The sequence below is a fragment of the Actinomyces graevenitzii C83 genome, from assembly GCF_000239695.1.
Classification (GTDB): Bacteria; Actinomycetota; Actinomycetes; order Actinomycetales; family Actinomycetaceae; genus Actinomyces; species Actinomyces graevenitzii.
Genome location: NZ_JH470340.1, coordinates 15,199 through 29,889, shown reverse-complemented (window position 1 = coordinate 29,889; position 14,691 = coordinate 15,199). Strand labels below are relative to the sequence as shown.

11 protein-coding genes and 2 pseudogenes are annotated in these 14,691 nt (G+C 60.5%); 7 read left to right on the top strand and 6 right to left on the bottom strand.

The features are described from left to right. Nucleotides 1–27: 27 nt before the first annotated feature. Nucleotides 28–651: a TetR/AcrR family transcriptional regulator gene (locus HMPREF0045_RS09015; RefSeq protein WP_040316368.1), complete on the top strand. Its 624-nt coding sequence runs from the start codon at nucleotides 28–30 to the stop codon at nucleotides 649–651. Beyond that, the gene (locus HMPREF0045_RS09010) at nucleotides 648–1,922 is read left to right on the top strand and encodes an acyltransferase family protein (RefSeq protein WP_005987679.1); all 1,275 of its coding nucleotides are present in this window, start codon (nucleotides 648–650) and stop codon (nucleotides 1,920–1,922) included. The genes HMPREF0045_RS09015 and HMPREF0045_RS09010 overlap by 4 nt, the downstream gene beginning before the upstream one ends. Here HMPREF0045_RS09010 and HMPREF0045_RS09005 read toward each other — a convergent pair whose 3' ends face one another. The 5 genes and pseudogenes from HMPREF0045_RS09005 to HMPREF0045_RS08990 all read right to left on the bottom strand — a co-directional run bounded on the left by HMPREF0045_RS09005 (nucleotide 1,923) and on the right by HMPREF0045_RS08990 (nucleotide 7,926). Continuing rightward, a complete protein-coding gene (locus HMPREF0045_RS09005; RefSeq protein ID WP_005987677.1) occupies nucleotides 1,923–3,803 on the bottom strand; it encodes an ABC-F family ATP-binding cassette domain-containing protein in 1,881 nt (626 codons plus the stop codon). It lies immediately after the preceding gene. Between the two features lie 83 nt (nucleotides 3,804–3,886). Beyond that, nucleotides 3,887–4,969: pseudogene (locus HMPREF0045_RS10800) on the bottom strand (4-(cytidine 5'-diphospho)-2-C-methyl-D-erythritol kinase); the annotation flags it as partial. Between the two features lie 81 nt (nucleotides 4,970–5,050). Continuing rightward, nucleotides 5,051–5,956: pseudogene (gene rsmA / locus HMPREF0045_RS10795) on the bottom strand (16S rRNA (adenine(1518)-N(6)/adenine(1519)-N(6))-dimethyltransferase RsmA); the annotation flags it as partial. Nucleotides 5,957–6,258: 302 nt separating this feature from the next. After that, nucleotides 6,259–7,308, bottom strand: coding sequence for an aggregation-promoting factor C-terminal-like domain-containing protein (locus HMPREF0045_RS08995; RefSeq protein WP_005987673.1), 1,050 nt, complete (start codon nucleotides 7,306–7,308; stop codon nucleotides 6,259–6,261). Nucleotides 7,309–7,392: 84 nt separating this feature from the next. After that, nucleotides 7,393–7,926, bottom strand: a complete 534-nt coding sequence (locus HMPREF0045_RS08990) for a (deoxy)nucleoside triphosphate pyrophosphohydrolase (protein ID WP_196793428.1) — start codon at nucleotides 7,924–7,926, stop codon at nucleotides 7,393–7,395. Nucleotides 7,927–7,974: 48 nt separating this feature from the next. Here HMPREF0045_RS08990 and HMPREF0045_RS08985 point away from each other — a divergent pair, with 48 nt between their 5' ends. Beyond that, complete coding sequence (locus HMPREF0045_RS08985; protein WP_005987669.1) at nucleotides 7,975–8,652, top strand: TetR/AcrR family transcriptional regulator; 678 nt, start codon at nucleotides 7,975–7,977, stop codon at nucleotides 8,650–8,652. 112 nt (nucleotides 8,653–8,764) lie between these two features. Here HMPREF0045_RS08985 and HMPREF0045_RS08980 read toward each other — a convergent pair whose 3' ends face one another. Beyond that, entirely contained in the window at nucleotides 8,765–9,298 is a 534-nt protein-coding gene (locus tag HMPREF0045_RS08980) for an FHA domain-containing protein (RefSeq protein WP_005987667.1), read from the bottom strand. A 182-nt stretch (nucleotides 9,299–9,480) separates the two neighbouring features. Here HMPREF0045_RS08980 and HMPREF0045_RS08975 point away from each other — a divergent pair, with 182 nt between their 5' ends. From HMPREF0045_RS08975 to HMPREF0045_RS08960, 4 genes are all read left to right on the top strand, one after another. Continuing rightward, nucleotides 9,481–10,734: a variant leucine-rich repeat-containing protein gene (locus HMPREF0045_RS08975; RefSeq protein ID WP_005987665.1), complete on the top strand. Its 1,254-nt coding sequence runs from the start codon at nucleotides 9,481–9,483 to the stop codon at nucleotides 10,732–10,734. A 151-nt stretch (nucleotides 10,735–10,885) separates the two neighbouring features. After that, entirely contained in the window at nucleotides 10,886–12,103 is a 1,218-nt protein-coding gene (locus tag HMPREF0045_RS08970) for an MFS transporter (protein WP_005987664.1), read from the top strand. A gap of 64 nt (nucleotides 12,104–12,167) precedes the next feature. After that, nucleotides 12,168–13,595, top strand: a complete 1,428-nt coding sequence (locus tag HMPREF0045_RS08965; protein ID WP_005987662.1) for a glycosyltransferase 87 family protein — start codon at nucleotides 12,168–12,170, stop codon at nucleotides 13,593–13,595. Further along, the gene (locus HMPREF0045_RS08960) at nucleotides 13,582–14,682 is read left to right on the top strand and encodes an App1 family protein (RefSeq protein ID WP_005987661.1); all 1,101 of its coding nucleotides are present in this window, start codon (nucleotides 13,582–13,584) and stop codon (nucleotides 14,680–14,682) included. The genes HMPREF0045_RS08965 and HMPREF0045_RS08960 overlap by 14 nt, the downstream gene beginning before the upstream one ends. Nucleotides 14,683–14,691: the final 9 nt, after the last annotated feature.

The window sequence follows — 14,691 nt, the reverse complement described above, 5'->3', positions numbered from 1 at the left end:
TATTCTTACACACTTTGTGCGGTGGCTATGACTTCAAAACGGATTCGCATGAGTGCGGGGGAACGACGTGAGCAGCTGATCGACGTCGCCCGCACGCTTTTTGCTGAGCGCGGTTATGACGCCACCTCAATCGAAGAAATAGCTGCTAGCGCCCAGGTTTCCAAGCCGGTGGTGTATGAGCATTTCGGGGGTAAAGAGGGGCTTTACGCGGTCATCATTGACCGGGAACTGACCTTGATCTACTCCACTATAGTCAACGCCCTAGAGTCAGATCCCTCACCTTCTGCGGTGGTGGAACACGCCGCCTTGGCGCTGCTGACATATATCGAAGATAACACTGATGGTTTCCGCATCATTTCCTCAGAAAATGACCGCTCAAGGGGAACCTACTCAACTTTGTTAGCGGATGTGGCGGTGCAAGTCTCCGGCATCTTGGCCAGACAATTTACAGAACATGGTATTGATGCGCGTTTTGCTCCCCTGTACGCTCAAATGTTAGTGGGTATTGTTGCTATGCCCGCCCAATGGTGGCTACTCGACCGCACCATGACCAAGGAGGAGGTTGCTGCGCACATGGTTAACCTGGCGTGGAACGGCCTTCGCGGCATGGAGCCTGACCCTGTATTGCGTAACCAAGGAGACATTGCATGACCCCACCTGCCGCCCTAGCTAGGCGCGGCACCGGGCGTATTGCCTGGATCGACGTCTCTCGCGGATGGTGCATGTTGGCCATTGTGGCCGGCCACTTCTATCTCCCCTGGAATCAGCACCCCGCGCTGTTCGACCTGCTTTACGCCTTCCACGTTCCCGCCTTCTTCTTCCTTTCTGGACTGGTTTTCAACCCTGGAAAACGGTCCTTTCCCCGCTTCCTTTACACCCGCGTCCGCGCCATCATGCTCCCCTACGCGCTGTGGGCTTTTATCTCTGTATGCATTTTCGCAGTGCTGGGTTCAGTGGCAGCTGGTTCATTGGGTCGTAAAAATCCCGCAAGTTTTACCACCATGCTTAAAGACATCATGTGGGCCACCCCCTCGGCGCACCACATGGACTGGAATAAGCCGCTGTGGTTTTTACCCGCAATTATGATCGCTTACCTGATAGCTTGGGGCACCGCCAAGCTAATTGAGGGTAATCGTATCGCTTTAGCCATAATTATTGTAATTTCCCTACTTCCCAGTTGGTTTTTAGCCTCCCACCAAGAGGTCTGGTACCCCTGGAGTTTTGAGCGAGTGGGGGTGCTGATGCCGTTCTTCTTCCTAGGCATGTATATGCGCCCCATCGTCAACCATTTGCCTATTAAATACCCTTTAATTGAGGGCCTAGACGGCATTGGTTTGCTGGCGATTGCCGCCGCCATCAGCCACTACAACACCACCACGGTGGATTATGTGGCCCGCACCTACGGCAACTACGCCAACTTTGTGGCGGCCGCGCTGGTTGGTATTGCCGGTATCTGCATGATTTCGCGCGCCTGGAATATAGATGATTTGACCCGCATTGGGAAAATGACCCTGGGTATTTTGTGTACTCACAAATTCATCGTGTTGGCTGTGCAGATTGTAATTAACTCTCTGGGTATGGAAGAACTCATTACAGCTATGGGTCCTATCCCCCAGTTTGTTTTAGATAACTCCCTGTCGGTGGGTTTTGCCTGGATTATTACGGCGGCCTGTTTCGCGGTTTGTATTGCGCTTAAATACTTGGCGCCCTGGTCAATTGGCTTGCCTGGTAAGGGTATCGACCTACGCCACCTGGTTCCTAAGGAGAAGCTACTGCAGTTGGCTGGGCATGTGCGTATGCCCAGCTTGCCTAGCTTGCCCCGACGCCGCAAGCGTCCGCAGGGCCGCCGGGTGCAGCAAGGTCCGCCCTCGCGTCCTACCCGACCGCGTCGTCGTAGTGGCGGCGGTAAGCACGCAGCCTAGCTACTGCTCCAGCTCGCCGGCAGCTTCAAGCCATTCCAGCTCAATGTCTGCCTGGCGTTCCTGCGCCTGGCTGAGCTGTTTGCCCAGCTCAATTAGGTCATTGACGCGCCCAGGATCAGCTGAAGCCACTTCCATTTCCGCGTGTAGCTTGGCGATCTGGGCGCTGACCTTATCCAGTTGGCGCTCTAGCCGGGCCAGGTTCTTGGCAGCCGCGTGGCGCTGAGCCCCGCTTAAGGCACCCTGCTCCCCCTGGGACGGGGCGTTTTTAGCCTCCGCAGTTGGCGACGTCGTCCCTGCAGCCCCAGAGGCGGCCGTAAGTTGCTGGCGACGCAGCTCCAGATACTGCTCCACCCCACCGGGAAGATCACGCAGATGCCCGTCACCAAGCAAAGCCAGCTGGTGGTCAGTGACGCGTTCAAGCAGGTAGCGGTCGTGGGAGACCACCACTAGCGTGCCCGGGAAGGTGTCGAGGATATCCTCAATTGAAGCCAGGGTGTCAGTGTCTAGATCGTTAGTGGGCTCGTCCAGCAGCAGCACATTGGGCTGAGCCATCAACAGTCGCAGCAGTTGCAGGCGACGGCGTTCACCACCGCTGATTTCCCCCACCCGGGTCCAGGCGCGTTGGCGGGTAAAGCCCAGGCGTTCAACCAGCTGGCTGGCACTTAGCTCCTTGCCACCCACGGTGACGTGCTCGGCCACTGCAGCCACTGCCTCAACCACCCGCAGCTCGCTGATTTGATCCAGCTCATGGGTGGTTTGCGACAGGGTCACCACATCCACGGTCTGGCCGGTACGTACCCGCCCACTGGTGGGTTTTTGGGTGCCTTGCAACAGGCGCAGCAGGGTGGTTTTACCGGCGCCGTTTATGCCCACAATGCCTACTCGCTCACCGGGGGCTAGGCGCCAGGTTACCTCGCGCAGCACCTGGTTTTCGCCGCCGCCGGGGGCGGGGTAGCTGACGCTGACGTTTTCCAGGTCAATAACGCGCTTGCCTAGGCGGGCGGTGGCCATGCGGGTGATTTCCACGCTGTCACGCGGCGGGGGCACGTCGGCGATTAGGGCTTCGGCGGCGTCGATACGGAAACGTGGCTTGGAGGTGCGCGCCGGGGCGCCGCGTCGCAGCCAGGCCAGTTCTTTACGCAGTAGGTTTTCGCGTTTGGCGGCAGCCACTTCGGCCTGGCGGGCCCGCTCGGCGCGCGCCAAAATGTAGGCCGCATAGCCGCCGTCGTAAAGCTCAATACGGCCGGGGATTTGGGGGCGGCCATTGCCGGGGTCGACGCCGGGAACTACTTCCCACACTCGGTTGCAGATGGCGTCTAGGAACCAGCGGTCGTGGGTGACCACCACTAGGGCGCCGTCGCCGCGCGCTGAATCGAAGCGTTTTTGCAGGTGGCGAGCCAGCCAGTCCACGCCTTCAACATCGAGGTGGTTGGTGGGCTCATCTAGCACCACCACCTGGGCGTCTTGGGTGAGCACGTGGGCTAGGGCAACGCGGCGGCGCTGACCGCCTGAGAGAGTGTCGACGTCGGCCGCCAGGTCCACGTCTGCCAGCAGCCCGGCGTGAATGTCGCGCACGGCAGGGTTGGAGGCCCACACATGCTCAGGCGTGTCACCGTGCACCGCTTGGCGCACGCTGATGCCCGGGGGGAAGTTGTCGCTCTGGTTGAGGATGGCCACGCGCGTGTCGGCGGCGCGGGTGATGCGTCCGCCATCGATTTCACGCTGACCTGATAGGGCCTGCAGGAAAGTGGATTTACCAGCGCCGTTGGGGCCCAGCACGCCCACCCGGGTGCCGTCTTCAATGCCTACCGTGACACCGTCTAGTAGCGTACGACTGCCTACAACAATGCGCAGGTTCTCGACCCCTAATAGGTGAGCCATTAAATCCTCATTCTGCAGATAAAACCAGCCCCCGCATTCTACCGCGTGAACGCTGGGGTGCGGGTGGCACGGCTTGCGGGCGCTTAACCGGTAACTACCTGGTCGCAGAAGGGGGTGAGGCTCCAGCATAGAGCTACCCGCTCAGCCGCCGCGCGGCTGGAACTAAGGGCGGCCACAGTAGGCCCGGAGCCAGAAACCATGGCTGCCAGAGCGCCGGCCTTCTTAGCCAGGTCAATTAGTTGACCTAGTTCTGGGCGTAGATCGATAGCCGTGGCCTGTAGATCGTTGCGGATATGGCGGCTAACCTCGGCCACATCACCGGCCTCTAGAGCTGCCAGTAGCTGCTCTGGCGGCATGTCAGCCACTGGTGGGGCCTGCACAGTGGCGTCAAAGTGTTTAAACACGGCCGCCGTCGATAAACCCTCATCCTGCAAGGCAAAAGTCCAGTAGTAGGGGCCGGGGGCGGCCTTAAGTGGCTCAATTAGATCCCCGCGTCCGGTGCCCAGAGCTACACCGCCGTAAAGCCCGAAGGGCACATCCGCACCCAACTGGGCGCCGAGTTGGGCTAGCTCTTCTAGGCTCAGGCCCACCTGCCAGAACTCGTTGCAGGCTTTGAGGGTGGCAGCTGCGTCCGCGCTGCCACCAGCCATGCCTCCGGCTACCGGCACGGCCTTGTCTAGCAAAATGTGCACGTCAGGGGTGGCTAGGCCACGCTGGGCGGCTTGCTGGGCCACCGCCTGGGCGGCGCGGTAGGCCAGGTTGGTGTGATCTAGGGGCACATTGCTATCGGGGCGGGTCAGGGCCAGCTCAATGCGCGGGCCGCCGGTTTGGGCCGCCGGGACTAAGCCCGGCTGGACCGGGACAGCCGTGGCTGATGGGGCCGGCTGAGCGGCCGCCGGGGCCAAGTCTGACTGGGCCGCTGGGGCTGCTAGGGCCGGGGCCGACGAGGCAGAGGAGACAGGGGCAGTTGAGGCCGGCTGAGCGGCCGCCGGGACCGAGCCTGCCGAGGCCGGCTGCGGCGCCGTCGTAGCCAGAGACTGTAACGGCGTGACCGTAACCGTCTCGCTTAAGCCGATCTGGGCAAAGACGGTGTTAAGCGGGTGGTAGCCATCGGGGCGGGCGGCACCCAAGGCTAGGAAAAGATTTACCTTGCCAGGGGCACTGACACTCACATCCGAGCCACCAACGCTCATGGCCGGGGTATTCACAGCCGGGGCGCTAACGCTCACAGCCGGGTCACTGGTGGCCGGGGCGGGCGCACTGGCAGCTGGAACGCACGCACCGGCGCTAGCAGCATTTAGTTGCTGGGCCACGGCGGCAAACTGGTCAATGTCTAGGGTTTCACCGCGAGCCGTGGGGCTAACCCCGGCGCGCTCCAGCGCCTCCTGGGCGGCGCCGGCGCTACCAGCCAAACCAGCCAGTGCCTGCCGTAAGGTCTTGCGACGCTGAGCAAAGGCGGCGTCGATAACAGCAAAAACCTGCTCGCGCGTAGCCGCAGTATCCGGATGGGGGCGGCGCTCAATTTTTACCAGCGCCGAGTCCACATTAGGCACCGGGTAAAACACGTTGCGGCCAATGGTTAGGGTACGCCGCGCGCTGGCATACCAGGCCACCTTGGCGCTGGGCACACCGTAAATCTTGTTGCCCGGCGTGGCCGCTAGGCGGTCGGCTACCTCCGCCTGCACCATCACCAGAACGGTCTGGATACTGGGTAGCTTTTCGAGCACGGTCAGCACAATCGGCACGGCCACGTTATACGGCAAATTAGCCACCAGGCGGACGGGGGTGGTGCCGCCGATGCTTTCTGGGCCGGTAATGGTCAAGGCGTCAGCAGTAAAAACTTGTAATTTAGCTTCCGGGAAGCGCGCTTGGGCGGTGGTCGGTAGCGCTTGAGCTAGGGGCGGATCAATCTCGACGGCGCTTACCTGCGCCCCAGCCTCCAGCAGCGCCAGGGTTAGTGAGCCCAAGCCGGGGCCGATTTCCAACACCTGCTCTCCCGCTTGTACGCCGGCGTTACGCACGATCTTGCGTACCGTGCCCGGATCATTAACGAAGTTTTGGCCCAGGGTTTTGGTAGGGCGAATGTTTAACTGGGCGCACAGCTCGCGAATATCGCTGCTGGTCAGTAGCTTGCCTGCCGCCACGTCACTCATACACGTCACCTACAAGTTTCCGGGCGCATTACTAGCGCGGTTTGGTACTGCCTTCATTACCTTCAAGCCTAGCTGAAAGCCGCTCAATTTTAGGATGCCGACGACGCCGCCCCGCCCCAGCCGCTGCAGCACCAGCCGACAGCTGAGCCTACCCTGGCAGCTACCCGCAGCGGCGACGTCGCGCGCAAAAAAGCAGCCGAGCGAGCCTGCAAGCGCACCTAAATACACATCTCCCCCACAATCAGCACAGATCGCAGGGGAGATGGTTAGCGTGCTCAAACGCCAGCTTGTGTAAGTGCGGTTTAGTACCAGCCCACCGACTCAGAGTGTGCCCAAGCGCCACAGGGGTTGGAGTAACGCTCGGAGATGTAGCCCAGACCCCACTTGATCTGGGTGGCCGGGTTGGTAGCCCAGTCGCTACCAGCGCTAGCCATCTTGGAGCCAGGCAGGGCCTGAGGAATACCGGTGGCGCCGGAGGAAGCGTTGTAAGCCTGGTAGTTCCAGCCAGACTCGCGGTTCCACAGCTTAACCAAGCAGCTGAACTGGGTGTCGTCCCAGCCGTAGGAGCTCATCATGGACTTAGCAATAGCCTGGGCGCTAGCAGCGTCGGTGCCGGCGGCAGCCAGGGTGGCGTTACCACCGCTGGAGCTGGAGGAAGAGTTGCTGGGGGTAGCGGGAGTGGTGGTGGCGGCAGGAGCGGTAGCTTCCTTGGTGCCCACCAGTACCACGGCGTTGGTGGCCGGCTTGACGACGGCGGTGGATACTACGGTGCGGGAAACTTCCTTACCGCCACGGGTAACCACGTTGTAAACGGTTCGGGAAATACCGTCTACACCCTCGGTTTCTACCTTCTTCTCACCCTTGGCCAGAGTCGGGTCCGGCTTCTCGGTGGTGCCAGCCTTGATGGCGGTGTCTACGTTGGTCTGGGTGACGCTAGCGTGGACAACGGTAACGACGGCGCCGTCAACAGGGGCGGCAGTCAGGTCCACGGAAGCGGTGTCGTTGTCATCAACCGAAACACCGGCGTCGGACAGGGCCTGACCCCAGGTGTCAGCCTGGGTGGAAGCGGAAATGGTCTTGCCGTCTACAACCAGCTTGTAGTTAACAGACTCTTCTGCGTTAGAGGTGGGCTGAGCGGACAGACCGAGTGCTGCGTGGGTCAGCGCGGCCTTGTTGGCGTCAGTGTTGACACCGTTGTTCATCTGTACAGCAGCGAATGCGCCACCGGAGACAGCCAGGGACAGAGCCATGGCCACACCGCCCGCGCGGTACACCACGTTACCGGTGCCTACCTGGGAAAAGAGAGCACTAACTGCTGAGGCCGGGGTGGCCTTCTGAGCGTGACGTCCCATGTCGAACCTCTTTCTTTATAAACTAGTACCCGACTGTAATCGAAACGTGACCTTTTGGCCAGTAAGTATCAGCCCTTTCACAACTTAACTCTGAGCACATTTGCCCTGGCCAGCACCCATTAGTTTAATGATCTGGCGCACAATAGGTAAATCGGGAGCCAGCCAATTTAGGTCAAGAGCTTGTACTGGAGTAACCCATTTGACCTGCATATGACTAGTGCCTGGGCTAATTTCGGGGCGCTCAGTGCTCACTAGCCACACCCGCATCTCTAGCCCCGGTTTTAGTGGCCATGCAGACAAGGGTGTATCAGGTATCACTTCCATCCCGATCTTGGCCACAATATCTAGTTCTTCACATAATTCGCGCGCCAAGGCTGCCTGCGGCGCCTCCCCCGGCTCCACCTTGCCGCCCGGAAACTCCCACTGGCCCCGCAGCTGCGCCGGGTAGGCACGCTGAGCGGCTAAAAACCGCGTGGGCTGACGCAAATCATCTACCACCACGGCCCCTACCACCAGTTGTGTCGCTTTTGGTTGTGTCCCCTTAGGTTGCGCCGCTTTTGATTGTGCCCCCTTAGGTTGCGCCTCCTGCGTCACCTTGGCGGCCTCTGAGTTTTCCACGATCTGACACACTTCCTGCTCACGTCACTAACCAGCTAAGGTTTACCTATGCCCAAGATTACTGGTAACACCCTAGCCGAACACCGCGAGCGCACTCGCCGCGCCCTTTTCGACTCCCTGGGTCAACTCTTGGCCGCTAAACCTTTTGACAAAATCACGCTTTCCGACGTCGCCACTAACGCCCATGTGGGGCGCACCGCCGTCTATAACCACTTTGCAGACAAAGAAGACCTGCTCCTGGCCTATATCGAGAACGAAACCCGCAGCTATGTGGCCCGCCTGAGCCAGGCTCTTGAAGATGTGCAAGATCCGCTTGACCGCCTGCGGGTTTATATCCGCGAGCAGGCCCTGCTAAAGCAGCACTATCACTTCCCTGGCGGCGCGCGCCTAACCGATACGCTTTCGCGCAGCAGTGTGGGGCGCCTGCACTCGCATGCCGACATTATGGAGCAGATGCTCAGCCAGATTTTGCATGAGGCTATCGACCAGGGGCAGCTACCTAGCCAGGATGTGCCCATGAGCGTGCAGCTAATCCACGCCTGCGTGCTGGGGGGCCGCCCCACGCCCGCTAACCCCATGCAGCGCGAGCGCTACCTGCACAGTTTGGATAGTTTCGTGTTGCAGGCGGTGGGTGCGCAGCAGGCGGCTCATCCGGTGCCGGTTTCGCTTGATCACGACGACGACGCCCCGGCTCCCTCCGTCTCGCGTTGCCCTATGGCTGGCTGAGCTAGCGAAGCTACCCGGCTTTGGCCGCCAGGCCACCCCTGACTACCGGGCCGCCCTTGACCGGCTGGCGCTCTACTGGCTGACCCTGGCTGACCTTAGCGGCCAAAAGCCCTCAGTAGGTTAGGGAGCCGGTGACGTTGAGGCTTTCTCCCGCGCTGTGAGCGGAGGCTGCGGCGTCGTCGTCAATGCCGGCACCAGGGGGAAGGAAACGCAGCACCACGCCGTCGCCCAAATCAAGCTCATCACCGTAACGCAGGGGAACCTGGGCGTCGGGAACCAGCTGCACATCCTCATAGCCCAGCCGGCGCAGCACGGTGCCATTGTGGGAATCCATGTCGATGGCGCTAACCTGCCACCCCACCACCTGTAGTAACACATGTGAGCGGGAAACTAGACGGCCCGGGGAGGGAACCGTGAGCAGCTCCGTGCCCTCGTTGTAGCTTAAATACTGTGGCGCTCGCCCCACTACCAGATCGCGGCGCAGGGCCAGGCGCGCCCCCGTGGAGGCCTCCACCACCATCCGTGGCGGGTTATCTAGCATGTGTGGAGCAGCCGCTAAAGCACCCGCACAAGTGGCGCAATCGTAGGCATCAGGCGGATTTGGGTGGCCGTTGACGCATTCCACGCCAAGTAATTCCTCAGCCATTGTGAGCCTCCTTAGCTGGTGTGACGGATCGAAAATGGTGCCAAGCACACACTGTTAAATTATGTCCCGTTTTTACTCTGAAGTAGTTAATTGTCGGACTTGGCCACTAGAGTAGTTGTATTGAGGTTGGTAACAGCGCTTGGCTAACACGGCTCAAGTGCATGGTACCTGGAAGGATCACGATGACGCTCTCGCTGGAACAGTTAGCCGCCCGGGCCGCCAGTCCCGCGACTTCGCAGGCTGACCTATATCAGCTGGTCAGCAACTATCCGCAGTTGCGCCCAGTGGTAGCCGCCAACCCGAACGCCTACCCGCAGTTACTTGAATGGCTGGCTAACCTTAACGATCCGCAGATCAACGCCGGTCTAGCCCGCAGCCCGCTACCGTTGGCGCGTCAGCTGCTAGCTAAGCACAATCCCCAGTTCCTGGCCCAGCTTGAAGGCCAAAAAGAGCAGGCAGCTAGCGCCGCTAGCACTGCCAGCGCCCAGGACGTGGCCCCCACGCAGGTGGCCGCCGGCCCGCTGGTTAACGACCATGCTCCCACCCGTCGCTCTGTGCTTAGCTCCAACCAGGAAACTAGCGCCCCCAGCGTTGCTGACTCCGTGTTTGCCATGAATGACAAGGAGCAGCCGGCCCCTGGCGGCGTGGAGGGCCCCGCCCAGAATATTGTGGCGGCTAACCCCTCGGTTATTCCGCTAGACCAGCCGCTAGGCGCGCAGGTGCCAGACCCGGCCACCACCGGTTCAGCCACCATGGTTATGTCCACCCCGGTGTATGCCCCGGACCCCACCTACGCTGAGCCCACCTACGACTATGCCACCGCTAATGAGTCCCCTGAGCAGGAGGCTGACAGCTCCGCTAAGAAGGGCGGCCTTCCACTCTTTGGTTGGATTTCGCTGGCGGTTTTGATTTTGGCTGTGGCCGTGGGTGCCTACATGCTTGGGCGCGACACCTCCCCGCACCCCACCAACGACGCCGGTCCAATCACCCCCACGGTGGTACAGACTGAAACTGCCGCACCGGTAGAGACTGAAACCCCCACGCCTAGTGCCACGCCTACCGCTACGGTTAAGGCTCCGGCTCCCGACGGCGCCCGGGAAATGACCAGCTTCACCTCACCTTCCGGCAACATCACCTGCACCCTTGGCGACGACCAGGTTTCTTGCACTATCAAGGAATACAGCTTCAACGCTAACGGTCCCAGCTGCTCTAACAACTCCACCCCGTTCACCGCTACGGTGACCACGCAGACCAGTGCCGGCGGCTCTTGCCAGACTGCCTTTAAGGCTTCAGGCACCACCTTGGCCTACAACTCTTCGGCTAAGCATGGCGTTTTCGCCTGCACCTCCACCGAAGAGGGCGTCACCTGCTGGAATACTCTTAACGGTCAGGGCTTCACGGTTAACCGTCACGCAGCCAACTCTGAGCAGCGCTGAGCTAACCCCAAGCAGCGCTGAGCTAACCCCGAGCAGCGCTAGGCGCAGACCTCCAGCTTGAGCGCAAGCCGCAAGCGCTTCTCAGGTCTGGTTTGGATTCTCACAGTTACATAGTTCAGTTTGCCACCGCTCCCCGTGTAATCATGGAGCGGTGGCATCTAACTATGTAAACATCCTACGTAAACCCGGTGCTTTTAAATTTTCTGCCACCGGACTGCTGGCGCGCATGCCCATGTCTATGGTGTCAATTTCTTCGCTGCTGGCTATTCAAAGCGAGTATCACAGCTACACCCTGGCCGGGCAGGTCAGCGCGGTAACGCTGATCGCTTTTGCCTGCACTGCGCCTTGGCTGGCTCGACGTGTAGATATTTACGGCCAGCGCTTCATGATTCCTTTCATCATGGCTTCCTGTCTGGCCATGGTGGGCGAGATTGTGTCTATTACTTTCCATGCCCACCCGGTGGCGCTGCTGGTTTGCGCCGCCATTGCCGGTGGTACCAGCGGTTCTATGGGCGCCCTGGTGCGTGCACGCTGGTCTAACCTGCTAGAAACCCCTGATGAAATCCACACGGCTTTCGCCCTTGAGGCAGCCATGGATGAGGTGGCTTTCATCATTGGCCCGATCTTGGCCACCATGCTGGTGACTAACCCGCCTCTGCCGGTTACTAGTGGTTTGATTGTGGCCGTAAGCGCCCAGGCAGTGGGTTCGCTATGGTTCCTATCCCAGCGCGCCACTGAGCCGCCGGCGAAGGGGCGCGCTGCCGTGCAGGAGCAAGCCGGCCAGTCCCATGTTTTGCGTAATGGGGCGTTGGTGGTTACTGCGCTTACCTGCCTAGTGTTGGGTGGCCTGTTTGGCGCCAACGATGTGGCGATTGTGGCTTCAGCTACTGAGCATGGTCACAAGAATCTTTCCGGCGCTATCTTGGCTTGCTTCTCTACCGGCTCGCTGGTGGCGGCGCTGATTCACGGTTCACGCCAGTGGCATTGGCCGCTGCAACGCCAGTTCGTGGTGGGCGTGACTGTTTTGGCATTGGGTGCCTCCACCCTGATTTTTGCCCCTAACCTGTGGTTTGTGGCGGTAGCTGCGGCCATCACCGGTATGGCTATTGCCCCTACTTTCACTACCGCCAACCAGATTGTGCAGCATTCGGTGGCCGACAACCAGATCACTGAGGGCCTGACTTGGCTTAGCACCACTATTAACGTGGGTGTTTCTGTGGGTACGTTCCTAGCTGGTTTAGCTATCGACGATTCTGGCGCGCACGGTGGTTTCTTGGCAGTTACGGTTATGGCGTGGCTAGCCGTGGTGATTGTGTGGGGTGGGGCGCGTACTTTGCGCCGCACCCTGGGAGTACGTCAGATACCCTAGGGCTGTTTGTATCTGCGCTTAGCTCCCCCCTGGCCAACCCAGAGGCCACAGATATCGAGGTATCATGAATCTTTCTTTTGCAGACTTACGCGCTAGCATTTACGCCACTATGCGCGCCCCGATTGTGCAGATACTGGGCTGGCTGTGTCTGCTGGTGTCCACCTATCCACAGTTGTACGACAAGGACTACAGGCTACCTCTGCATTTTGACGTATACGTGTACTGGTATGCGTTAAATAACTGGTTTAGCGGTAATTCTCTGTACGACTGGTACGCCTTGCCTGACAACAAGATGTACCCCTTCACCTACCCGCCTTTTGGGGCCTGGGCACTATCCCCACTGACCTGGTTTGATTATGAGATCGCCGCGCCCCTAATGATCATGGCCATTGCTCTGCAAACCGCTGTGATTGTGGCCTTGGTGGGGCGCAGCCTGGGCTGCTCTTGGGGCTCAGCTTTTGCTATTGCCCCGTGGGCAGCGATCCTGGTCCAACAGTGCCTAGAGCCGTTCAACCAGTCGGTTGGTTTTGCCCAGGTCAACACCGCCATGATGGCACTGGTGATGATTGATGTGGCCGCACCTCCCAGCTGGAAGGGACGCGGCGTGGCCTCTGGTTTAGCGGCTGCTATCAAGCTAACCCCAGCTATTGCCGTGCTTATTTTCCTGCTGCGCCGTCAGTGGCGTTCAGCTATCACCATGGTGGCTACCTCGCTCACCGTCACCTTGCTCAGCTGGATTATCAGCCCGAGCGAGTCTGCCCGTTTCTTCTTTGACGCCATGTGGGACCCCCAGCGCGCCGGGGATGCCTACTACGCCGGCAACCAGAACCTGAAGGGGTTCGTGGCCCGCGCCCTGCCGGAAAACGCCTGGAGTATTACTTGGGCGATCGCGGTGGTGCTGGCTTTGGTGGCCGCCGTCTGGCTGTGCCTGCGTATTCAGGCCGCCGCTACTAGCGTGGTCACCTCGCGCTCTGCCTCCGACGACGTCGCATCCGGCCTCCTTAATACGGCCGCGCCCGCCGCCCCTGCTGGCGACGCCACCGAGACAGCCGCCAGCGACGCCGTCGCCGCCCCGAGCGCCGTCGCCACTAGCCCAGCATCCCCGGCGCTACCCGAAAACCTGGCCACCTTACTGACAGCCGCAGTAATCATGACCCTAGGGCTGCTGGTCTCCCCCATCACCTGGTCGCACCACTGGGTGTGGGGGCTAGCCAGCGTGGTGGCGCTAATCGCGGTGGCGCTGCGGCTAAAGTCCGCGCCCCTGGCCGCTTTGGCCCTAGCGCAAGGGGCACTATTCATCATGGCCCCGCATTGGTGGTTCCCCTACGGGCAGGTTAACGAGTTGCACTGGAGCGTGGTAAAGCAGCTGGTGGGCTCCTCCTACACCCTGGCCGCTATCGCCTCTGGCGTAGCCCTGGCCTGGGCGTTACCGGTGCAGGCAACAGCTCGACTAGGCTGGAACTCCTTGAGGAGAACCGATGCCCCTATCTGACTTGGCACGACGCGGTGAAGAACACTTCCACCGCCACGTGATTCCGCGACTACGCCGCGCCGGCTGGCGCCCACGAGCAGTGGCCTATGATGGCTACGGCTCGGCCACCATGGTGCGCGTAATTGCGCGTGTAGTGATGCGCCCACCCGGCGCACCCGCCGAGGGCCCACTATTCCAGCACATCCCTGAGGATCTGCCTTCTATCACCCAGCTGCGTGAAGCCGCCATGGCTTCACTGCTAGACGCCCAACGCGGTTGGCGTTCCTTCATTGACATCCCGGTACCGTTCATCCCCTTCACCGTGAAGGTGGGTGGGCGCAAACTCTCCGCACAGGCAGACCGGGGCGGCTATATCGACGTCGTCATCCGTAACCACAACCTCAAACCCGGCTGGCATGAAGCCACCATCACCGGCCCCGCCATGGACACAATCAAAGCCCCCGTGCTGATCATCCCTGACGGGCCACAGCTGGGCGTGGTGTGCGACATCGACGACACCGTAATGGTCACTCACATGCCGCGTGCCCTGGTGGCCAGCTGGAACGCTTTCGTTAAGCAGTCTTTTGCGCGCCAAGCCGTGCCGGGCATGGCCGCACTGCTCAACCGGATACAAAAAACCAACCCGGGTGCGCCGGTAATCTACCTGTCTACAGGCGCCTGGAATGTGGTGCCCACTTTGCGTAATTTCTTTGAACGCAACCACTTCCCGCGCGGCCCCATGCTCATGACCGACTGGGGCCCCACCAACACCGGCTGGTTCCGCTCAGGCCTGGAACACAAACGCACCCAGCTGCGTCGCCTAATGATTGACCTGCCTGAGGTAAAGTGGCTACTAATTGGTGACGACGGCCAGTTTGACCGGATCATTTACGGCGACCTCGCCCACGACCACGGCGACAAGGTAGAGGCTATTGCCATCCGTAAACTGACCTCATCAGAGCATGTTTTAGCGGGTGGTAACCACGTGGCCCTGGCTGAGCCGCAGGTGCGCAGCCTCAAACAGTCCGGCGCCCTGGTGGTTAGTGGCCGCGACGGCTTCACTTTGGCTCGTAAACTGCCAGCCTCGCTGGTAGGCCCCCAACCGTAAGGAGAAATA